This window comes from uncultured Pseudoteredinibacter sp., assembly GCF_947502065.1.
Lineage (GTDB): Bacteria > Pseudomonadota > Gammaproteobacteria > Pseudomonadales > Cellvibrionaceae > Pseudoteredinibacter.
Map to the genome: position 1 here is coordinate 1368584 of NZ_CANMYE010000001.1, position 21011 is coordinate 1389594.

At 44.6% G+C, this 21011-nt stretch carries 15 protein-coding genes; 9 read left to right on the forward strand and 6 right to left on the reverse strand.

The window, feature by feature from the left end; genetic code table 11:
• Positions 1-44 precede the first annotated feature (44 nt).
• Both Q1A41_RS05665 and Q1A41_RS05670 read left to right on the forward strand, forming a co-directional pair.
• Positions 45-1223 carry a polysaccharide pyruvyl transferase family protein gene (locus tag Q1A41_RS05665; protein ID WP_299975736.1) on the forward strand — a complete coding sequence of 393 codons (1179 nt, stop codon included), beginning with the start codon at positions 45-47 and terminating at the stop codon, positions 1221-1223.
• Complete coding sequence (locus Q1A41_RS05670; RefSeq protein ID WP_299975738.1) at positions 1208-2248, forward strand: glycosyltransferase family A protein; 1041 nt, start codon at positions 1208-1210, stop codon at positions 2246-2248. The genes Q1A41_RS05665 and Q1A41_RS05670 overlap by 16 nt, the downstream gene beginning before the upstream one ends.
• Before the next feature lie 579 nt (positions 2249-2827).
• Here Q1A41_RS05670 and Q1A41_RS05675 read toward each other — a convergent pair.
• The 3 genes from Q1A41_RS05675 to Q1A41_RS05685 all read right to left on the reverse strand — a co-directional run bounded on the left by Q1A41_RS05675 (position 2828) and on the right by Q1A41_RS05685 (position 6821).
• The gene (locus tag Q1A41_RS05675) at positions 2828-3838 is read right to left on the reverse strand and encodes a glycosyltransferase family A protein (protein WP_299975740.1); all 1011 of its coding nucleotides are present in this window, start codon (positions 3836-3838) and stop codon (positions 2828-2830) included.
• Entirely contained in the window at positions 3831-5102 is a 1272-nt protein-coding gene (locus Q1A41_RS05680; RefSeq protein ID WP_299975742.1) for an oligosaccharide flippase family protein, read from the reverse strand. The genes Q1A41_RS05675 and Q1A41_RS05680 overlap by 8 nt, the downstream gene beginning before the upstream one ends.
• Positions 5103-5279: 177 nt before the next feature.
• Positions 5280-6821 carry a sigma-54 dependent transcriptional regulator gene (locus Q1A41_RS05685; RefSeq protein WP_299975744.1) on the reverse strand — a complete coding sequence of 514 codons (1542 nt, stop codon included), beginning with the start codon at positions 6819-6821 and terminating at the stop codon, positions 5280-5282.
• A 312-nt stretch (positions 6822-7133) separates the two neighbouring features.
• Here Q1A41_RS05685 and Q1A41_RS05690 point away from each other — a divergent pair, with 312 nt between their 5' ends.
• The 3 genes from Q1A41_RS05690 to Q1A41_RS05700 all read left to right on the forward strand — a co-directional run bounded on the left by Q1A41_RS05690 (position 7134) and on the right by Q1A41_RS05700 (position 10030).
• Positions 7134-8393, forward strand: coding sequence for a WecB/TagA/CpsF family glycosyltransferase (locus Q1A41_RS05690; protein ID WP_299975746.1), 1260 nt, complete (start codon positions 7134-7136; stop codon positions 8391-8393).
• A 12-nt stretch (positions 8394-8405) separates the two neighbouring features.
• Positions 8406-9092 (forward strand): sugar transferase, encoded by a 687-nt coding sequence (locus Q1A41_RS05695; protein WP_299975748.1) that lies wholly within the window; start codon positions 8406-8408, stop codon positions 9090-9092.
• A gap of 83 nt (positions 9093-9175) precedes the next feature.
• Complete coding sequence (locus Q1A41_RS05700) at positions 9176-10030, forward strand: DMT family transporter (protein ID WP_299975750.1); 855 nt, start codon at positions 9176-9178, stop codon at positions 10028-10030.
• 44 nt (positions 10031-10074) lie between these two features.
• Here Q1A41_RS05700 and Q1A41_RS05705 read toward each other — a convergent pair whose 3' ends face one another.
• Positions 10075-10932 (reverse strand): VOC family protein, encoded by an 858-nt coding sequence (locus Q1A41_RS05705; protein ID WP_299975752.1) that lies wholly within the window; start codon positions 10930-10932, stop codon positions 10075-10077.
• 417 nt (positions 10933-11349) lie between these two features.
• Here Q1A41_RS05705 and Q1A41_RS05710 point away from each other — a divergent pair, with 417 nt between their 5' ends.
• From Q1A41_RS05710 to Q1A41_RS05725, 4 genes are all read left to right on the forward strand, one after another.
• A complete protein-coding gene (locus Q1A41_RS05710) occupies positions 11350-13506 on the forward strand; it encodes a carboxy terminal-processing peptidase (protein ID WP_299975754.1) in 2157 nt (718 codons plus the stop codon).
• 77 nt (positions 13507-13583) lie between these two features.
• On the forward strand, positions 13584-14396 hold the full coding sequence (xthA, locus tag Q1A41_RS05715; protein WP_299975755.1) for an exodeoxyribonuclease III: 813 nt from the start codon (positions 13584-13586) through the stop codon (positions 14394-14396).
• Positions 14397-14729: 333 nt separating this feature from the next.
• The gene (locus Q1A41_RS05720; protein ID WP_299975757.1) at positions 14730-15320 is read left to right on the forward strand and encodes a hypothetical protein; all 591 of its coding nucleotides are present in this window, start codon (positions 14730-14732) and stop codon (positions 15318-15320) included.
• A 120-nt stretch (positions 15321-15440) separates the two neighbouring features.
• A complete protein-coding gene (locus Q1A41_RS05725; RefSeq protein ID WP_299975759.1) occupies positions 15441-18833 on the forward strand; it encodes a sensor histidine kinase in 3393 nt (1130 codons plus the stop codon).
• 11 nt (positions 18834-18844) lie between these two features.
• Here the strand turns inward: Q1A41_RS05725 and Q1A41_RS05730 are convergent, their stop codons facing one another.
• Positions 18845-19282: an OsmC family protein gene (locus Q1A41_RS05730; protein ID WP_299975762.1), complete on the reverse strand. Its 438-nt coding sequence runs from the start codon at positions 19280-19282 to the stop codon at positions 18845-18847.
• A gap of 109 nt (positions 19283-19391) precedes the next feature.
• On the reverse strand, positions 19392-20855 hold the full coding sequence (locus tag Q1A41_RS05735) for an NAD(P)/FAD-dependent oxidoreductase (RefSeq protein WP_299975764.1): 1464 nt from the start codon (positions 20853-20855) through the stop codon (positions 19392-19394).
• Positions 20856-21011 lie beyond the last annotated feature (156 nt).

Sequence of the window (21011 nt, forward strand, 5' to 3'; positions counted from 1 at the left end):
CGCTTGCAATAACCGCTGTACGACTACAGAAATGGAGTGGTGTTATGAATAAAGCATTCTTATTTGGCTACTATGGTATGCACAATGCGGGTGACAATGCCCTTCTGCTCGCCAGTGCCTGGGGCGCAAAGCGTTACTTCCAAGCTGAGCAAGTTACGGTCAATGCATGTCATGAACTCAAATTGCCACTACTCGGCTCTATTCCTTCGTTGATTAATGAGCATCAGGACTTTCCCGGACAGAATAGATTGCTGCAATACCGAGCTGCCTGGCAAAACAAGCATCTAATTTTCGGCGGCGGAAGTGTCTTTCATTGTGCCCGTGATATTCAACATATGCGCCATTTGTGCCGCATTAACCAAGGGCGCAACTCCGCCTTAGGGGTTGGGCTTGGGCCTTTTAAAAATACAGCCGCTGAAAAAGAGTGTAAAAAATTCTTAGAGCAATGTGATTTTGTTGGCGTTAGAGATCAGCAAAGTTATGAGATCGCTAAATCTCTATCTGCTAACGCGAATGTAGAACTAACTTTCGATCTCGCTGCGATACTAAGTGAAATCCCCAAGGCTCAGTTGCATCGCTGTTCGGAAGCTCAAGCGACACCTGGAGATAATAGCATTGTGGTAAATACCTCTCAGAAAGATAAACGACGTGGCATTGCTGTTGCTCTGTGCCCAGTTGAAAGACTCGGTGGCGACTATGCGGCTGAAACTTATCGCTTAAAAGCCTTAGCGCGGAGTCTAGCCTTAATACACGCATTAACGGGTGAGCCCATCTATTTATTTGATTTTAATGGGCATCCCACCCTGGGTGATAGCGCGGTTCACAAGCAGCTCAAAAACCTTATTCCCCAAGGTGTGCCCGTTATCTATTACTACTACCAAAGTAATCCGGCCTTGATAATAGAGAAGTTTAAACAAATGCGTGTTGTTCTAGCTATGCGTTTGCATGCGGCTGTTTTTTCCTACTTGGCTGAAACACCCTGCATCAATCTTTCCTATCACAGTAAATGTGATGGCTGGCATCAGCAAGTTAAGGCTCCAGCTCGATATCGCTTTGATGCATTTAAACTTAATGAAATGAGACTACAAAAAGAGTTGATTGACGGACTTGAGTATGGATTTGACGGGGCGCAGCTTGCTATCTCGGATGCATTAAGAGCTTCTTTGAAAAACTTTGATCTTCGTTCAATCGCTATGGAGGATCTGCTATGCGTAAATCACTAAGCATTAGTGTGGTAATACCCTTGTACAATAAAGCAGAAGAAATTATTGCCACTCTTGAATCAGTATTGAAACAAGATCGTGCTGCCGACGAAGTTATTATTGTCGATGATGGTTCTACGGATTCATCCTTTGAAGTTGTCAGCGCCTATATTTCCTGCTTAGCCAGCACTCAGAAAGACGCCATAAATCTTGTTCGGCAAGAAAACCAAGGTGTATCGGCTGCTAGAAACCATGGCATTGAACTAGCCAATGGCGAGTACATTGCCTTTTTGGATGCTGATGATGTTTGGCTGCCCCAGTTTTTGAGTCAGATTGAGCAGCTATATTTTGATGGTCATTCAAGTGAATTTCTCGCTACAGCCTATCAGTATCAGCTTGGCCAGCTTGATTACCAGGCTGCTAAATTTCGCTACGGTCGAAACACTGATTTAGAAAACTATTTTGATATGGTGGCTGAAGGAGATCTTCCTTTTAATGCTTCAAGTGTTTGTATCGCTAAAGCCTTATTACTAAAGCTAGGTGGCTTTCCGCTTGGTCAGCGTATGGGAGAAGATCAAGAGCTTTGGCAGCGCGCGGCTTTGTGTGGTCGTATCGCCTATTCGCCGCTACGCTTAAGCGTATACCGTTTGGAGGCGGATAATCGTGCTTGTGCGCAAAAACCTGAAACTCAGGAATGTCAGTACAGTCAGCAGTTGTTTGATATAGCTCGCCATGATGGTTTGCAGGATAGTCTACGCGGTAGTTTGCTTGCTTGCACAGCCACGCACCTTAGGCATTTGGCTAAGCTCAATATTGATGCTGCTTGTTTTGAGCAGGCTAAGAGCTTGCTTATTCGTAGTTTAGAGAGAAAGTTTACTTTTAAGAGTTTGTTTTATCTGCTTTTGAGCCATGCTTTCTTGTCCAAACAAGGGCTAAAGGCTTGGTTCTGCAAGATTGATGAATTGAGGGGAACCGAGAAAAATTCGCAGCTGTCACAGCTACGGTATAAAAAGCGCTGGAGAGGTAGTTTAGATCAGCTTTATTAATCGGCAATACTTATAGGCTTATTGTACTTCGAGGTAAATATCCAGACGCCAGCTTGGGGGAGCGATTTTCCGTTCCGACGCTGAGTGGACTCGCAACATCCAGTTGCTCACCCTTCGGGCAAGCCCTATTCTGCTCCTCGCAGAATAGTCATGCAGCAACCCGTTCCGTGGATTCGCGCCATCCGGGCGCTCAGCCTTCGGCCAAGCCCAAAACCTCTCCGAGAGATTTTGTCAGGAGCCTAGTCACTCCAAATCCCTCCCCCAAGCTGGCGTCTTTTCTATGTGGCCAAATTAAGATCGTTTTACTTTTTATGCTAACGATGAACGATACCCTTATTGTTCATCACAAGACTTTACTCAACACAACTCTCACTGCTGAAGCTCAATATATTGGTTCTCATTAACCGATAAATATAATTTGGAACTAGATAATGCTCTAGGGATAGGTGTACACGCTCGATTTCAACACACTCGAGGCTTGAGTGGAACGCAACTCTAAACTAATTGTCGAGCTAACAGATTAAACGAGGGCTAGTTTAGGTGCCTTTCTAGTAGTCAGGCACCTATTTACATTGGGTTCTATGCTCCACTTGATTTCATACTAGAAAAGGCTAAAGACTTCACCTTTTCAAAAACAATACCAGGCAGATAAGACGCCACTACACCGGCGAGCGTCATCAGTGTACGCAGTGGCTCTTGGACAATGATCTTACTATTACAAGCTACTGCTTTAATAAATAGCACGGTTGCTTTAAAGCTCTCTTGATTCATAACCGCACGCCTTGCCAGGTAGCGCAATTGATAGGCCCTGGCCAAGGGGTAATAGCGATTAAAAAACTTTGTATGCTTTTGCTTAAGTTTGGCAACTGCAGATTCCCAGCTAGCCAGTTGTTTGGAAACATTACCTGACAAGCCCTGCTGATTTACACGGTAGAATGTTAAGGCTTGCTTTAGGCCCTGTACTTCCCATTGTGTTTGTAAGGCAAGACGTAGCCAGCAATCAACATCTTCAGATTGACGTAGATCTTCATCGAAGTACTGTAATTGGTTGGGCTTGCTGCTATTGGGATTGAAGAATGCAATTTGATTTAATGCGGCCCTTCGTAAAACAGCGGCTGAGCCATTGCCTACTGGATTACGGCAAAATACATCGGCCGCGCTAATATTGTTTAATTTAGGATGCTGGCCGATGCCTAGGGCTTGATCAAGCTCATCGACAAACAGAGATGCGCTATAACTCAGTCCTAGCTTAGGGTTCTGCAGGAAGTGCTCATGATGCAGTTTGAGCTTGTCTTGATGCCAAAAATCATCCGAGTCAAGGAATGCTATGTAGATACCACGACTATAGCGGATGCCTGTATTACGCGCCGCAGCCAGTCCGCTATTCGATTGCTGAACTAATCGAATTCTTCCATCTTGGTATCGATTGAGCTTTGCGAGCGTTTTGTCGGTGCAACCATCATCAACGCAAATGATTTCAAAATCTTTATAGCTCTGATTTAGCAGAGAGTCTAAGCAACACTCAATATAGTCCTCGACGTTATACATAGGTACGACGACTGAAAATACCGGACGTTTACTATTATTCATAATGGCCTCCTGGCATTTTGTTGAAATATAAAACAACATTTAGTGCGATCATTGAAAGAAAGCTCAAGAGCCCTAGGCCGACAACAAAGGCTTGAGCGAAGGAATAGGCGGAATCAAAGTAACTGAATTGCAACAGTGCACATAGGCTTAGCAGACCAGAGCTTTGTAATAGAGCTTCCCATTTAAAATAATTTAGGCAGCGAATAATTAGTAAGCTGCAATCAAGCAGCAATAGAGCTACGCTGGCATAGCAGAGCAGACTCACGAGTTTTACGGCACCCTGCCACGCCTCACCAAAAAGTAGCGGCACATATAGCGGCGCTAACAGAGATTGCAGCACGAAGAAGCTGCTAGTGACTAGGCAAAGTCCATAACTACGCCAAATCGCTGAAAAACCTTCATTGCGGGAAAACTCTTTAGCTAAATAAGGGTGAATAGCTCTTAGAAAAGCGTTGCCCAGTGATTGGGCAATTCCAATTGCTGCATTACGAGCAAAGCTATAAAAGCCGAAAGCCTCAGGCCCAAGAACTCTCGCTGCAATAAACACATCACAACTTAGGCGAAATTGTTTGGCGAGTTCCGAGCCAAATACGGGTATAGCTTGGCGCAATAGTTTATGTGCTAGATTTGCCTTGAACTCAGCTTCAATATTATCTTCGCTATAGCGATAGAATAGAAAACACCACACTGCTGCGGAAGCCAACTTTGCATATACTATGCACCAAGCTGATTGCAGGTAAAAAGCTAAGAATGCACAACTTAGATCTTCTACAACAACAGAACTGGTGCTAAGGACAGCGAAACGCTTTAGCTGTTGGCGACGATGCATTAGATTTACACGCACCATAACCAATGGATAAAGCAAGTGGGCAAGCGCACTGTACTTTAGAAGCGTTGCTGCCTCCAATTGATTGAAATAGCTGCCGATAACGTTGGCCAATTGCCACTGGAGAATCATCGTAATAATAGCGATACCCCAGTTTAGGCTGGCAGCTTGCTGGGCCACCCAAAGTAGATCTCGCTGCTTGCATTGGATAATGAGTAGGCCGCCAGATAGCTTGGAGAGGCTTCGGAAACTCTCATGACAAATAGCGACAAACACCATCGTGCCATAAGCCTCGACGCCCAGTGCCCTCGCGATCACGATTATACTGAGCAAGCGACTGATGCGATGGACCCCTTCTGCACTCAGCAGTGATAAGAGGTTCTGTAACAGGCGACGATTGCTTTTGTCTAGCCGTTTAAAGGCTGCCGATAGATCCATACCCAATCTCCTTTTAGAGGGTATTTCAATATTCGGGCCAATCTAGATAGTTGCTGTAAGTAATTGATTAATATAGATATGTAAGGGTTTCAAAGCTGGGGTGCGAATTCGCATTTTGCAAATTGCATTGCGTTTTGTAGCTAGCGGGGACGCCACTGACGGGTCCCCAAGAGGGTACTAATCCTGCCACTGCTGCATTTTACGATATAAGGTTGACGGGCTGACTTCCAGCATGGCGGCCGCTTTTGCGACATTCTGATCACAATACTTGATTGCATCTTCAACCGCTTTACGTTCAACCTGGCTTAGGGGTATAGGGCATAGAACAGCTGAACTATCAGCGACATATCCATGTTGCTGTGAAGCCGCCTGCTCCATCACCGCCTCGCCGGCCTCACCTTGCACTTGGGAAACTGCTAAGGTTTTAGCGCTTTCAAACGCGGTACTGTATGACTTAGAGCGTATCTTCTTGGGCTTAATAAGTTGGGCGAGTTGATCCGTGCTCAATTTAAGGCTGTTATTGAGCTCAGTGCTATTAATCAACTGCTCCGAGCTAAGGATTACCGCACTATAGACAGCATTCTCTAGCTGGCGAACATTTCCTGGCCAATGATAATTACTAATCAAGGCCTCCGATTTTTCATCAAAGCCGATAATCAGCTTGTCTTCCTTTTGCGCAAAAAGCTGAAGAAAATGATTTGCCAATAGTAAAGCATCCCACTCACGCTCGCGAAGGGCTGGCATATCAACAGCGATGACGTTCAGTCGATAATACAAATCTTCCCGTAAAATACCGTTTTCAATTGCGGCTAATGGATCTCTATTACAGGCGCTAACGAAACGAATATTAACGGTCTCTTCCTGACTCGAACCGACTTTAGAATAGCGACCTGTTTGGATAAACCGCAATAGCTTCGACTGCAAAGACATATCCATTTCGCTGATTTCATCGAGAAAGAACGTTCCTCCGTCTGCTTTACTGGCTAATCCCTCATGCTCTTTGTGCGCCCCTGAAAAAGCACCTTTTACATGGCCAAATATTTCCGATTCCAATAATTCACTGGGTATGGCGGCGCAGTTCAGGGTGACAAATGGTTTATCTTTACGTTTACTATGCTTGTGTAAGGCTGCGGCCACTAGCTCCTTACCTGTCCCGCTTTCGCCTGTTACAAAAACACTGGCTTCACTGGGCGCAGCTTTGCTAATAAGCTGATATACGCACTGCATGGCGAGGCTGTCGCCTATAAAATCATCGAATTGCTCTTGGTTCAAGCAGCTAAGCTGACTCACGCTACGCTGCAGCATGAGTCGCTCTAGAATTAGACTTCGCAGGTACACCGCTTGCTCTAAGCTGTTTAGCAATTGATCGTTATCCCAGGGCTTTGTTATAAAGCCCCAGATACGGCCTTGATTGATGGCATCGAGTACCGTGTCTTTTTCACTCATGCCACTGAGGGCCATTCGAATAATCTCGGGGTATTCTTCAGCGACTTGAGCGAGCAATTCAATACCACTCATTTCGGGCATATTAATATCAGATACCAGAATGTCGACCGGGTTTTCTCGAATATAATCCAGCGCTTGTAAAGGAGAATTGAAAAACAAGCAGTTGGCCTCGCTTTCGAAGGTAACACGCTCGATAGCTTTTAAGATTGATTGCTCATCATCCACAAAAAGGATGCTGTACTGTCTGCTTCTTGCGACGATATTTGCTTCCATACCCTGGCCACTAATTCAGAAAAAGGCGTTAGCAGTTTAGCCTATAAAGGCCAGTTTTGCATAAAAGCTCATTTTGTTTGGGGGCTATTCTAGTAAAGAGTAATCGCCTTCGAGTTTTCCACATGCCCACTATTACCTCTATTTGAATATCCATTTGCATTCTGCCTTGCACAGTAAAAATTTTAGCAAAATGAAATAAATACATTGAAACCCAAGAATGGATAACTTCTTTATTTTCAATGGCTTAAGATATTTTTGAGTTTTGGAATAGCCATTGCAATAGCCCTGTTACATGACAAACAGGAGCTTGCTATGACTAAAGATAAACTGTCTATCGTACCCCAGGGGAAGTTAACGCGCGCCTGCGACGTGGCTACCGCAAGCCTCGCTTTAGGTCTCTATAGCCCATTTATTATAGGCGCAGCAATACGCTCATATTTCAAATCTGAAAGCCTCTTCAAAAAGGAAATCGCACTAGACGCCTTGCATCGACCTGTCCACCAGCTGTTACTCAGAAACAGTGAGCACAGCAATATTGGCCTGTACTTGAGTGTATTGAAGGGCCAGTTAAGCATTGTCGGGCTCGATCGCTTGCCTACTGACAGCCGCCTAGTCCCCCATGATATTAGTCCTGAGAATAGCAAAGCGGCTCATCCGGCAGGATTATTCAGCTTGGCCAGCAATCATCGTTCAATCGGCTTATTAGGTCCTAGCGAAACTCTCTCTTTGGAACAACAGTTCCAATCCCTGCAGGGGTTTACCTATTTTAAAACACTCGCCAAAACGGCCTTATGCAGCTTGCTTTATAAAGGCAAAAAACTGAAAAGCGAGGCAAGTTTCTATTTGTTTGGTTTGAAAATAGACAACCACTCCATGAGCGAAGCGATTGATTGGCTGTTCGATAAACCAGAACAAGGTTGTGAGACCGCCGTCTTTGTGAATGTAAATTCTGTCAATCTTAGCCACGAGCAAGCTGAATTGCGCCATGCAATCAACTCGGCCAATAAAGTTTTTGCAGATGGCTCAGGTGTTCGAATGGGAGCGCGTAAATTAGGCATTGCACTAAAAGGTAATGTCAACGGTACCGATATGCTACCAATTTTATGCCGTGAAGCCAGCTCGACTTCTAAACGTTTATTTTTATATGGCGCGGCTCCTGGTGTAGCTGCTAAAGCCGCAGACAAACTCCGCAAGAAATACCCTGGTTTAAGAATCGTAGGCGTACAACATGGCTTTGCTAATACTGGGAATAACGACAAGTTGGAACAACAAACCATTGACAGCATTAATAACAGTAAAGCGGATATTTTATTGCTAGGTTTGGGCTCGCCTTTGCAGGAGCAGTGGCTAAAGCGTAACCGCCATAAACTCAAAGTCGACAAGGCCCTAGCCGTTGGTGGTTTGTTTGACTATTACTCTGGAAATATTCCCCGCGCACCACTGTTTTTGCGAGAGCTTGGTTTTGAATGGTTATGGAGGCTGTTCCAGGAGCCAAGTAAAAAATTCTATCGCTATGTGATCGGCAACCCTCTCTACCTATTTCGCCTGCTTCGTTTAAAGCGTCAGCTGTAAGGAGTATTTGTGATGAATAATACAAGAATTAATTTTGACGCCATCAAACACAGTGGCCGGTTATACGTGCAATCTAATTGGCTTTACTACCAAAAGCCAGATCGAGGTTTACCAATTGTGCTGCAGCGTATAGCGGCGTTATTGGGGATTATAATCTTATCGCCACTATGGGCATTGCTTGTAATTGCAATACGAATGGAATCTAAAGGTAGCGCTATTTACCGCCAACTCCGGGTGGGCCGGCATGGACAGTGTTTTGCATTTTACAAATTCCGAACCATGTATTGCGATGACGACCCAAACTATATAGAGCCCGATCCGAAAGACAGCAGTCGTGATGGTATTTGCCTGAAGTTTAAAAATGACCCACGCATTACCCGCATCGGTGGCTTTCTGCGGCGCTCCTCGATTGATGAGCTGCCACAATTGTGGAACGTGCTAAAAGGCGATATGGCCCTAGTGGGCCCTCGCCCTGCGCTAGCGCAGGAGTTCGCCCAATATAGCCTTGCACAAATGGATCGCTTAAAAGTGCTCCCCGGTATTACCGGCATTTGGCAAATTTCCGGTCGCGCAGATATCCCATTTGAGCAGCAGTTAGAAATGGATCGCCAATATATCCAGTCACAATCAGCATTAGCCGACATCAAAATACTGCTATTGACCATTCCGGCTGTTATTCAAGCCAAAGGCGCCTATTAACAGGCGCCTGTTAATCTGCAATTCCTGCTTTAGTTTACTTAGCGCATAGACTATTATCCGCAGCCGCAAAAACGGATTCTATTATGCCTATTCGACTCATTTTAATTGCTGTCCTTGCTGTGCTCAGCATGTCCTTAGTGCCGGTATTGATAAAGTCAACCAGCGCTAACGAGGTGAGCATTGGCATTTTCAGATTAGCTATTGCACTCATTATTATTAGCCCTCTGGTTTTTTACAAAAAGCTATTGAGTGCTTTAAGTCGCCAGCAATTACTGGGATTGTTTTATATCGGCTTTTGCTTTGGGCTACATTGGCTAAGTTATTTTTATAGTATTAAAACAGCTGGAGCTGCCCTAGCCGCTATCGCTGTATCCACTTATGGCGCTCATCTCATACTTCTAAATGCCCTATTTAAGGGATACCGTGTTTCATTATCGGAATGCTTGGCGATTGCCGTGTGCATCGGTGGCTGTGTATTGGTTTCTCCTAAGGTCAATTGGCAAGAGGCCTCATCAATCGGCCTTATAAGTGGCTTAATTAGCGCCGTTTTATACGCTGCTATGCCACTACTTCATCAGCGTGTTGGCGAGCTGCCTACTCTAACGCGCACTTGGGGGCAATTCGCCTTTGCACTGCTGGTCTTTCTTTTGTTCTTCAGTGAATTTGAGATGCCCAAAACAACACTCGATTGGCAGCAGCTATTGGCTCTAGCGATAGTTTGCACATTGTTAGCTCATGGCCTTTGGGTAAAAGCCAGCACCGAACTGCCCGCCCTATTTACCGCCATGATTTATTATTTGTATGTGCCGCTAGCCATGCTATCCAGTTATTATTTTTTGAAAGAAGAGATTGGACTTAAAATGATGCTCGGCGCCGCATTAATTATTCTGGCAAATATGAGCTTGGCCCTATTGCAGTGGCGTCGCCAAAAATCATAATTCCAAATACTTAGTAACTGCACTTATTAAAGTCTCGGGTTACGCTAATCCAAGCTAATTAGCAATGTCGCAATACCACAGTGGCTACTTTTGACAGTAGCTACCTTTGTTCCCGCTTTCCGCCCTTTTCTCGAATTGCTCACTTTGACAGAATCTTCTGCTAGGCGTTCGAGGCAGCTATCAAGATCTGGTACAGAAAAAGCGATACCCCAAAAGTGGTCATGCTCTGCTTTTTGCTTCTCATCGAGAAACTCCATCACCTCAAGAATGTTGGCGCCAACCCTGAAAAATAATTGTCGAGCTCCCCATTCAGGACGGCTTTGATCAAGACGCATCGATAAGCCAAGCCCTTCGGCTAGATAACTTTTCAGCCCATCGCCATCACTACTATTGAGAACTATATGATCAACATCGTCGATCAGGCTTGCTGGATTAATACCCGCTCTAGCTTTTGCTAAGGGTAAGCGCAGCTTGTCTGGGCATTCAACAATAAATATACCTAAATCCATAAAGCCAGCTGATTCGCTGATTAACATTTGTTCGCCAGCCAGATAGCTATCAGCGTTGATCTGAGTATAGGAACCCCCCTGCTCATCTAACAGATTACGGCTAGCTGCCATTTTTTCACTTCGTAGTGCTATTGCCATGATGCCTTCGCCATAGCTCTCAAGGCGTTTTGAAAGTAGTCTTGAAAGAGGATTAGCTGAGCCTTCCTCAGGTAACTTAGCGATAAGCTCGAGGGTAGAATTTAACAGCCGAAAACGGGCATATCGGATGCCAAGCTTGTTGTCTTGGCCAAGCTCAGACTCATATCGCCCCAGTAAGGCCCGATAGCTGCTAACGCCATTTTCAAGATCATTTACAGCGATCATAATTCGGTCAATAGCACTAAAAGTAGCCATAGCGATTCCTTGTCTCGGGTTATCTGTGTCTCAGGTATTCAGCAGTCATCCGTTGGACAGCAGTTTACATTATCCCGACTATAGGATTTAGGGCGTAGACCGCCAATACTGGCGGATAAAACGCTCATTTCGGGCTTGGTCCAGTTGAATAGATTCTATAAGAGCATGTTCTCAAGTGCTTTAAAGCTCTGAAACAGCTTATTTGGGCCTGGTTCTTGCTGTATTTTTAAACAAATTAGAGGCATTTAACGCGAAAACCGCTCCGATCGTGGAGGCTCGGGATCAAACGAGCTAGTATTGGGTCTATAAATGCATACAAAAGCAAATCTGATACTCGCTGGCACAGCGCTCAGCGCCCGTTCAGATCAATGGATGTAACAATAACGTCCCCTGTGGGCTAAATAGCGATATATGATTATGAGAAAAACTGCCTTGTCTCTTTGCCTTCCGCTGTCGACCTTTTTGATTAGCGGTGCACTCGCCCTTTTACCGGGCCAGGCTGCTGCACTGCAGAAGCTCAGCTACGACAAAGACCAATCAAAAACGGCCCAGGACATCCTGGAAACCCTCAGTAGTCAGCATTATCGTCGTCAAAATATCGATGACAATCTGTCCCAACGCCTATTTGAAGAATATTTAGACCGGCTAGACCCGTATAAAGCTTATTTCCTTGCCCAGGATATTGCCTTATTTTCGGAATACAAAAAACAGTTCGATGATCAGCTAAGAGCGGGCTCACTTGATGCCGGTTACGATATTTTTAACCTATTCAGGGAGCGGCTCAGCGAGAGAACTCAATGGGTCCTCGATCAGCTGAGTAACGAGCAATATAAAGTCGATTTCAGCAAAGATGAAGTCCTTAACTTAGATCCAGATTTACGTCGCTGGGCTCAGTCGAGTAAAGACCTTGATGAATTCTGGCGCAAACGTCTGAAAAGCGACTTACTAAACCTTAAGCTTGCCGACAAAGACTTGGCTGAAGCCAAAAAGACCCTTAAACGCCGCTATAGCAATCTGCTTAAGCGCGTAGAGCAACAAGATACCCATGATGCCTTTGAGGCTTATATGAATGCCCTTGGAGCTTTATATGATCCTCACACCAACTACCTATCGCCAAGAACGATGGAGAATTTCAACATCAATATGTCTCTATCCTTAGAGGGGATTGGTGCGGTACTACAAACCGAAGATGAATACACCAAAGTCGTGCGTATTGTGAGTGCTGGCCCAGCAGATAAACAAGGTGACTTAAAGCCTTCCGATCGTATCACTGCTGTGGCGCAAGGGCGTGACGGTGAAATGGTTGATGTAATTGGCTGGCGTCTTGATGAAGTGGTACAGCTAATCCGCGGTAAGAAAGGCAGCGTCGTGCGATTACAGGTACTGCCAGCCGGTGAAGAAAGCGGCTATAAAATAGTAGAGATTCGCCGAAATAAGGTGAAGCTCGAAGAGCAAGCGGCACAAAAACACATTTTTGAAGTGAGCGATGGTGACAAGCTCTATAAGCTAGGCGTAATCGACTTGCCAGCATTTTATTTGGATTTTAACGCTCGTCAACGCGGTGATCCAAATTATAAAAGCACCACAAGAGATGTGTTGCGCTTGGTGCGCGAGCTAAAGACCGCAAAGGTTGACGGTATTATTTTGGATCTTCGCAACAATGGTGGAGGCTCACTGCAGGAGGCCACTTGGCTGACAGACTTGTTTATCCACCGCGGCACTGTGGTACAGATTCGTCAGGCAAACCAAACCATTAGTCGCGCCCACAGGTCACACAATACTCCGGTATATCAAGGGCCATTAATGGTATTGACCAATCGCCTCAGTGCGTCGGCCTCGGAGATTTTTGCCGGTGCAATCCAAGATTATGGTCGCGGACTTGTTGTTGGCACTCAGACCTTTGGTAAAGGATCGGTACAATCTTTAAGTCGTGTTCACAAAGGTCGTTTAAAAATTACCGAATCTAAGTTTTATCGTGTATCCGGTGACAGTACCCAACATCGCGGCGTTATCCCCGATATTGCCCTGCCCTCAATGGTTGATCTAGAGGAAGTGGGTGAGAGTGCATACGACAATGCATTAGCATGGGACACGATCCATCGTGTTCGCCATGGGTCTTATAGCGACATTGCGGCTATCAAGCCAAATTTACAGCAGCTACATGATAAACGTATTGGCAAGGATCCTGACTTTACTCACCTACTCTCCCAGCTTGAAATCATTGAGCAACAAAGAGAGAAGAAGTATGTTTCTTTGAATGAGGAAACACGCCGAGCTGAAAAGAAAGAGCGTGAAGAAAAGGCCTTTGCACTAGAAAATACCCGCCGAACCGGCAAAGGTATGGAGCCTTTCGCCACCATCGAAGAATATAAAAACGACGGCAAAGAAGAAACTGATGAAGAAACCGCCGAGGAAACGGCACAAAACCAAGAGCCTGAAAACCGCATCGACCCGGATAAAGATCCCCTTTTGATGGAAAGCGGATATATAATGGCGGACTTTATTCGTTTACAGTCTTCAGATCAGAGCCAAATTGCCAAACGCACTCAGTCTGACAAACTTAGCAAACGATAAACTTAACTATAATCACCGACGAGAAAGCAAGAGATTGCTTTCTCGTTCTATTTTTTTAGACCTGGTTTTCAAAAAATATGCGCGCAATCTCTTTTAATACCAACAGTATTCGCATGCGCCTGCATCAATTGCAGGCTTTAACAGATACTCATCAACCTGATTTTATCGGCATTCAAGAGACGAAAGTTACCGATGAAGACTTTCCTATAGCCGATATCGAGGCTTTGGGCTATCACGTTATTTTTCATGGTCAAAAAACACACTACGGTGTGGCTTTGTTAAGTAAACACCCCTTTAAAGAAGAATTTAAAGGCTTCAGTGGTGATAGCGAAGAGAGCCAACGCCGCTTTATTGGTGGCCGCTTTGATGTAAATGGTCGAGAAATTACAGTTTTAAATGGTTATTTCCCACAAGGAGAAAACCGCGAGCACCCTGTAAAATTTGTCAATAAACGAAACTTTTATTCTGATCTAATGGGCTTCTTAAACGAAAACTGTAAGCCCGAAGATGACTTAATTGTTATGGGTGATATGAATATTTCACCAGAAGATATCGATATCGGTATTGGCGACAGTAATCGCAAGCGCTGGTTAAAAGATGGTAAGTGCAGTTTTTTACCGGAAGAAAGAGAGTGGCTCAAAACCCTATCTGACTGGGGCCTAAGCGACAGTTACCGTGAAATCCATCCAGACAAAGATGACAAGTTCAGCTGGTTTGATTATCGCAGTCGCGGTTTCGAACGTGACCCCAAGCGCGGCCTGCGAATTGATTTAATCATGCATACCAAAAGCCTAGCCACGGGCTTAAAAGGTGCCGATATTGATTACGATGTGCGCGCGATGGAGAAGCCTTCTGACCACTGTCCAATTTGGGCTCATTATGAGCTTTAGCGCTGCCAAGTAGCCTACAACTGAGCAGCAAGAATGGCTAAAGCTACTCTTGCTGCTCAGTTTTATACAGCCTTGATATATAGGCATAAAACCTTAAAGCCTTACCCTTTCTAGCGATCAGCCGATCTAAGACCCTAACTATTTCTAGCACTATAACTTTTGTAATCTTCTGCCGACAATATAGTTCATAACCCCAGCAGTAATCATTTAATAAAAACGCCAAGGACACTATATTCACGCTCTTAAGTTAAATGTTTACGCCCTCACTTATCTGAGTTTGAGCTGACATTTTCTTAGAATATACCGGCTCTTTTTAGCCATCGGATGCGCGACATGAATACACCCGCCTTACTATTAACCGTATTTGGCAGCCTCCTAGGCATTGGGGGCTTTTTCGGTGCTTACTTGTCTATTAAGAGGGTTCAAAGCGACACAAAGAAATATGATTTTAGTCAAAAGCTAATCCCCTTGGTTATCGCTGTTATTCTTTTCTTATTATCTTGGTACTGTTGGGCCGAATTGCGAAATGATTTAGACAATAAACTGATATATACAAAGCAAATTAATCACCTGGTATTGAGCCAAAACAAAATCGTCAAACTGAGTATTCCTCTTCGCGCCAAGTCCTCTCTCCTACTTGACATTAAACCGGTAAATAACAGTGGCGAACAAAAGCAAGCCTTGAGCTATGTCTTAGAAGTAAAAGATCAACAGGGTACAACTATCTTTAGTCAAAGTAGATCGCACCGACTGTTTCAAGCAGGAAACAAGAGCCCTCAAAGCCTGAGTTCTGACGCCTCTGCCCCTCACTGGCTAGACTTGCCTGCCATACACTTAAGCCCCAACGGCGACTACTTTACCCTATTTTTAAGTGATATAGATGTTAAAAATACAGACTTAAATGTCACCGTTAGCAAGCAGTAAGCTGTAGGTCTCACTGTCGCAGTTGCTTGCACTCGAATAGCTCTTTGGCCCACTATTCCCACAAAGCTTCTATATTTGATCTACGCTTAAGGTATTCGCTTACATTCATAGGTTAACCCTGTGCTATATTGCGCCTCTATAGCGGTACATGGCGGCGGCCACCTAAGGCATTGTCTATTAAAGAAAGCAATACATTGCCTAATCCACTTCTTTCTTGGGCTTTTGTATTTCTCAAGCGCCAGCATTAGCAAGGCAGATATTTTTAACCTTGCTTCCCCCGAATTTCATAAAACCATTAGTAACCGCGATGGCAATGCCAGAATTACAACCTTCGCTCAAGATCAGCAAGGTTTAATCTGGGTCGGTACAGAGACCGGCTTATACTTCTACGACGGCTACAATTACCAATCAGCTAACTTTATCGATAGCGAAAAAAAAGCTCTGCCAAAAGCCTGGGTGACAGATATCGCGATTGACTCTTCAGGCACTATTTGGGTGTCTAGCTACCAAGAAGGTTTACTTAAACTAAATCCACGTTCAAAACACTATAAACAATACAAACACTCAGCCACGCAAAAGCAGAGCCTTAGTGCCAATCGTATTGCTAAGATACTGCCGGACAACGGTACAGGCTTGTGGCTAGCTACAGATAACGGGCTGAACTATTTTAATATTAACGATGAAACTTTCAGCCATTATCCGCACCCCAGCAGCGACCCAAAATCAAAACTGGCCAACAGAACTAGGGAAATAATAGTAAACAGAAAAGGACAGTTACTGTTAGGCAGTTGGGATGGTATACATCATTTCGATACCCAAAAGAAAACCTATAGCCGCTTAAACATCCAGAATAAGACCCTGCTAGCCAATAAAATTGTACGAAAGATCGTTGCAGATAGCCGGGGGCAACTATGGATAGGTACCTACGATGATGGACTCTACATATTAGACACAGATGGTAACTTAGAGCGTTTGGAATCCGATCAACGAATAAACGACATCCTACAAGTCAATGGGCAGCACATTTGGACAACATCTTTGGAACAAGGGATATCTGTTTACGACATCGATAGCTTTAAGAGAATTCAAATTTACCGGCATGACCCCTACAACCCTGCTTCACCTAGCGCCAACTATTCCCGAGGTTTGTTGCTCGATCAGGCTGGTCAAATTTGGATTGCCATTACAGATTTCGGTGCTAATCGTGTAGACCCCAATAATCAGTTCAGTCGCACCCTATTCCCATCCTCACTTGACCCTAGCAAACTAAGCTTTAAGGATGTCTACAGCATTGCCCAGCTTCAGGACGGCACTATTTGGTTTGGCAGCTCCGGAAATGGTATTGATGTCTTCGACCCTAGCAAAGGGCGAACCCAAAGCTATCGCGCCAATAGCTCTATTAAAGGAGCACTGCGAAGCAACTTTATCACCCGAATCATGGAACATAGCGATGGTCATATCTGGATCGGTAGTGCTGGCAACGGTTTGTTTCGCTTTGATAAATACAGTCAAAAGTTTGAGCAGTTTACCCTTGGTGAAAGCAGCGCTGTTAACACGATTTCCCATATTATCGAAGATGGTTATGGTGATCTCGTTTTAGGAACCGGATCGAGCTACATTAAGTTTGATGTCAAAAATAAGCGATTCAGTGATATTGAATTTCCGGAGGAGCAATCGTCGAAAGTTGGCAATGTAATGGCAGCAGGCCCGGATGGTAGTGTTTGGGTAGCCAGCTTTAATGAAATTGCTGTCCTTAAAAAAGGCAGCAAAAAATTGGAGCTTGTACCTCTGCAGATCCCCGAGCAAGCAAAAGATAACTTTCGAATTCAGGGCTTAAATGTTTATCCGGATGGCGAAATGGTATTGGTCAGCAATAGCGCCATATTAAAAGCCGAAAGTGTACAAACTTATCAAAGCGGCGCATTGGAATTAGAACTCTTAGCGCTCCACCAGTCGCCTATAGAAACATTATTTAGATTAAACAATGGTGACTACTGGGGTGCCACAGCATTTCTCGATGCCAGCCAAAAGAAAGTCGTCACACTGAGCCAGGCTGATGGCGTCTATAACCGGAGTCAGTTCTTGAGCAGTGCCATTCAAAGTTCAGATGGTACGCTACTGTTTGGTGGTGGATCGGGCGTAACAGTTGTGCGCCCAGACTACTATCGCCCGTGGAGCTTCAAGCCAAGCATCATAATTACGGAGATAAAGCTTGATGGTGACCCACTACATGGCGATACCGATAAGTTAGTGATACCCGCTGGGTATTCCAGTTTTAGCATAAGCTACGCTGCATTGGACTATACGGCGCCAGGTGAACTCAAGTACATGCAAAAGCTAGAAGGCTATGACGACGATTGGATCGAAATAAGTAGCAAGGATCGAAAAGCCACCTACACTAACCTCGCTGCTGGCAGTTACACCTTAAAGCTTCGCGCCAGTAATCGCAGTGGAACTTGGAGTGATAAAGAGCTTAATATCGCGATAAGCATCTTACCCGCTTGGTATGAAACATTACTTTTCAAGCTTTTTATTATTCTGTTGATCATTGCAATGGTCTGGTTTGCCTTTCAGCTGCGTTTAAAGCAGATTAATGCCAAGCGCCAACAATTAAGCTTGCTCGTAAAGCAACGTACTCAGGAACTAGAAACCTCTTTACAAGAGCTTCGTGAAACGCAAGATCAACTGGTGGCCAGCCAGAAGAACGCGGCTCTTGGGCGATTGGTCAGCGGTATGGCACATGAATTAAATACCCCAATGGGCGTTGTAAAAACGGGATTTTCTTTAGTCAAAGAGCAAGCCAAATTTGCTATTGAAGAGCGCGCGTCTATGCCCATCAGTCACGACGTAATCAGCCGAAAACTAAAGCACCTAGATAAATCCTGCGAGCTGGTGGAAAGTAACGTAGAGAAGATGATTAATTTAATTTCAAATTTCAAACTGGTCAATGCCGATCAAGATAATCCTCGCCCGCAACGCTTTATGGTGATGCCAATGCTAGAGGATTTACTGATTCCACTAAAAGATAAACTTAAGCAAGCTAAAGTAGAAGCCTTTATTACAGGCGAGCAGCATGTCTTCCTTAACTCATTACAGGGCAGCCTTCGGCATTGTTTAAACGAACTCATAGAAAATGCGCTACGCCACGGTTTTGGCAACTCAGCCTCCTTGAGCGGCCCTTGTTTTATCGAAATTCGAGTCAGTCAATTACCCTGTGCCCATGAAAACACTCGAATCTCTCACTGGGTAAAGCTTCGCATTCGGGATAATGGTAAAGGTATAGACGATCAATTAATTGGGAATATATTTGACCCCTTCGTCGCCAAACAAGCTCAGGATACCGGCTTAGGTCTGCACATTGTCTATAACACCATCACTTTACAAATGCGTGGAGAAATCTCAATAGCCAATGAGGATGGCGCTTGTATCGAAATAAAGCTTCCAAGCTATCACTTCAATACCGAGTCATTACCTGAAATTGACAGCTATGAACCTAGTAATGATCGCCCTTAGGAGGCGAGCCTCTATGTTCTTTGGCAAATATTAATCTCCATAGAGCTTTTGGCCGTCATAGACGCACTAATAAAGCAGCTACTTTCAGCGTTATGGAGAGCCTTTTCGGCCGTTTCTCGATCCTTCATATCGTCGATTACTAAATGGACCTTATTATGTATCTCAGTAAATACTACGTTTTTATCAGCCTTGGCTAGTAGTAGCTCTACTTCAGAATGTACTGAGTACCAGGACAATTTAGCAGCTCGCGCAATTGCGCGAAACGACAAGCAAAAACAGCTACTAATAGCCGCGCTTTGTAAATCTTCTGGTGACCAAACATCCCCAGGGCCGCCAAAGTTACTTGGCGGTGCAATGTATTGCTGCGATAAACCATCCACTGAAACTTTTACCGTGCCATCGCGCAAGCTTTGACTTTGGCTGATGTAACTATGTGGCAAAGAGGCCATGTAAACTCCCTAATGAAACGATGCCTAAGTAGAGCCGACAGCCTAACAATACTGCAGATAGAAACCTTGATCTATATTAGTAAAAGCTTACTTATATAAAAATTCTTAGCTAGCCATTACTATTGACCCTGCTAAGGCTCAGATCTTTATAGTCGATCTGAGCCATTTCTTCACACCACTGTTTCCAGGTAAACGGCCAGAGTATTGGATCTCCATCGGCATCTTGATACCAGCTTTGGCAGCCGCCCACCCAGGTGGTTTTTTTCATGCCCGCTTTCATGCGCTGGTTAAATAGATCTACAGCCGATTTTTTCACGTCGAATTCATCAAACTTTTCTTCTTGCCAGTCTTTAACTAGCTTAAGAATATAGTTGGTTTGCACCTCGCTCATCGCGATAACCGAGAAATTTCCAATCGGTGTGTAGGGACCAAGCATAAGGAACATATTGGGAAATTTAGGCACCAGTAACGATCGATAGCAATTTATTTTATCTTTCCAGGCGCTATCAATATGCAAGCCGTCTTGGCCAAGCAACTCCATAGGCCGCATAAAATTAAAAGGCTTAAAGCCAGTTGATAAAACAATGACATCAAGGTCATGTTGCTGGCCATCTTTGGTTTTTATACCGCCTTCATTGATGTTCTCTATACCTTCGCAAACCAACTTAGCGTTTGGCTTTTGAATGGCCTCATAAAACGTATTATTGATAATGACACGCTTACAGCCGACCTTATAATCGGGGGTCAATTTTTCGCGTAATAGCGGATCTTTAATGCTCTTTCGCAAATAGCGCTTACAGGCCCAACTCAATAAAGCCCCCTGAAGTTTCTGCCCAGTTACCGCCTTGGTAAATATATGTTCCAAACCAAGTTCGGCTTGTTTACGTATTCGCTGTATGATTTTTGGGTTGCGACGCATCTTAGCTTTATCAGCTTCGCTGTATTGCTTAGAACCTAAACTTAACAGCCACTGTGGCGTTCTTTGAAAGATCGATACTTCGGCCCCAGCATTTACCAGCTCAGGGATAAACTGAGCCGCAGTAGAGCCGGTACCTATGACGCCCACGCGCTTGCCCTTGAAATCAATATCTTGATTCCATCGAGCCGTATGAAACATCTCCCCTTTGAAGCTATTGATACCTGCTATATCTGGTAGCGAGATGTGATGGAGGATGCCGGTAGCGTGAATAAGGAAATCAGCTTCATAGCGCTCACCGCTTTTACAACTTACCTGCCAGCGCCCATTTTTACGCTCAGCTTGGCTAACCTCTTGCTGGAATTTAATATGCTCGTAGACCTTATATTTATCCGCCACTTTTTCGAAATACTGCTGTATTTCAGCACCTTTGGCGAAAAAATCGCTCCATTCGGGGTTATGCTCGAAGGAATAGGTATACATATGGGCTGGCACATCGCAGGCCACACCTGGGTAGCGGTTTTCCCGCCAGGTCCCCCCTACTTTTTCGGCCTTCTCGAGGACGGTAATGTTGTTGATGCCGGCTTCTCGCAGTTTGATCGTCAACAAGATGCCAGTCATACCAGCACCAACTATCAGGATTTCAGGGGAACGCATTGTATTATTCTCAATTATTTTGATTTATGGGCTCTAGGGGTAGTTTAACCAGCTTAGGGCAGTACTGGCATGTGACAGCAGGTCATAAAATTGTGAATTCCGGCCATTGCGAACATTTATTAGATTGCATAGCATCAGCATATCAAGCGACTCATA

What these genes read in the sequence shown, in the direction of transcription:
- Q1A41_RS05695 (WP_299975748.1), top strand. Translation starts at nt 8,406, where the DNA reads ATGAATAATACAAGAATTAATTTTGACGCCATCAAACACAGTGGCCGG.
- Q1A41_RS05700 (WP_299975750.1), top strand. Translation starts at nt 9,176, where the DNA reads ATGCCTATTCGACTCATTTTAATTGCTGTCCTTGCTGTGCTCAGCATG.
- Q1A41_RS05680 (WP_299975742.1), bottom strand. Translation starts at nt 5,102, where the DNA reads ATGGATCTATCGGCAGCCTTTAAACGGCTAGACAAAAGCAATCGTCGC.
- Q1A41_RS05735 (WP_299975764.1), bottom strand. Translation starts at nt 20,855, where the DNA reads ATGCGTTCCCCTGAAATCCTGATAGTTGGTGCTGGTATGACTGGCATC.
- Q1A41_RS05705 (WP_299975752.1), bottom strand. Translation starts at nt 10,932, where the DNA reads ATGGCTACTTTTAGTGCTATTGACCGAATTATGATCGCTGTAAATGAT.
- Q1A41_RS05670 (WP_299975738.1), top strand. Translation starts at nt 1,208, where the DNA reads ATGCGTAAATCACTAAGCATTAGTGTGGTAATACCCTTGTACAATAAA.
- Q1A41_RS05710 (WP_299975754.1), top strand. Translation starts at nt 11,350, where the DNA reads ATGAGAAAAACTGCCTTGTCTCTTTGCCTTCCGCTGTCGACCTTTTTG.
- Q1A41_RS05720 (WP_299975757.1), top strand. Translation starts at nt 14,730, where the DNA reads ATGAATACACCCGCCTTACTATTAACCGTATTTGGCAGCCTCCTAGGC.
- xthA (WP_299975755.1), top strand. Translation starts at nt 13,584, where the DNA reads ATGCGCGCAATCTCTTTTAATACCAACAGTATTCGCATGCGCCTGCAT.
- Q1A41_RS05690 (WP_299975746.1), top strand. Translation starts at nt 7,134, where the DNA reads ATGACTAAAGATAAACTGTCTATCGTACCCCAGGGGAAGTTAACGCGC.
- Q1A41_RS05685 (WP_299975744.1), bottom strand. Translation starts at nt 6,821, where the DNA reads ATGGAAGCAAATATCGTCGCAAGAAGCAGACAGTACAGCATCCTTTTT.
- Q1A41_RS05730 (WP_299975762.1), bottom strand. Translation starts at nt 19,282, where the DNA reads ATGGCCTCTTTGCCACATAGTTACATCAGCCAAAGTCAAAGCTTGCGC.
- Q1A41_RS05675 (WP_299975740.1), bottom strand. Translation starts at nt 3,838, where the DNA reads ATGAATAATAGTAAACGTCCGGTATTTTCAGTCGTCGTACCTATGTAT.
- Q1A41_RS05665 (WP_299975736.1), top strand. Translation starts at nt 45, where the DNA reads ATGAATAAAGCATTCTTATTTGGCTACTATGGTATGCACAATGCGGGT.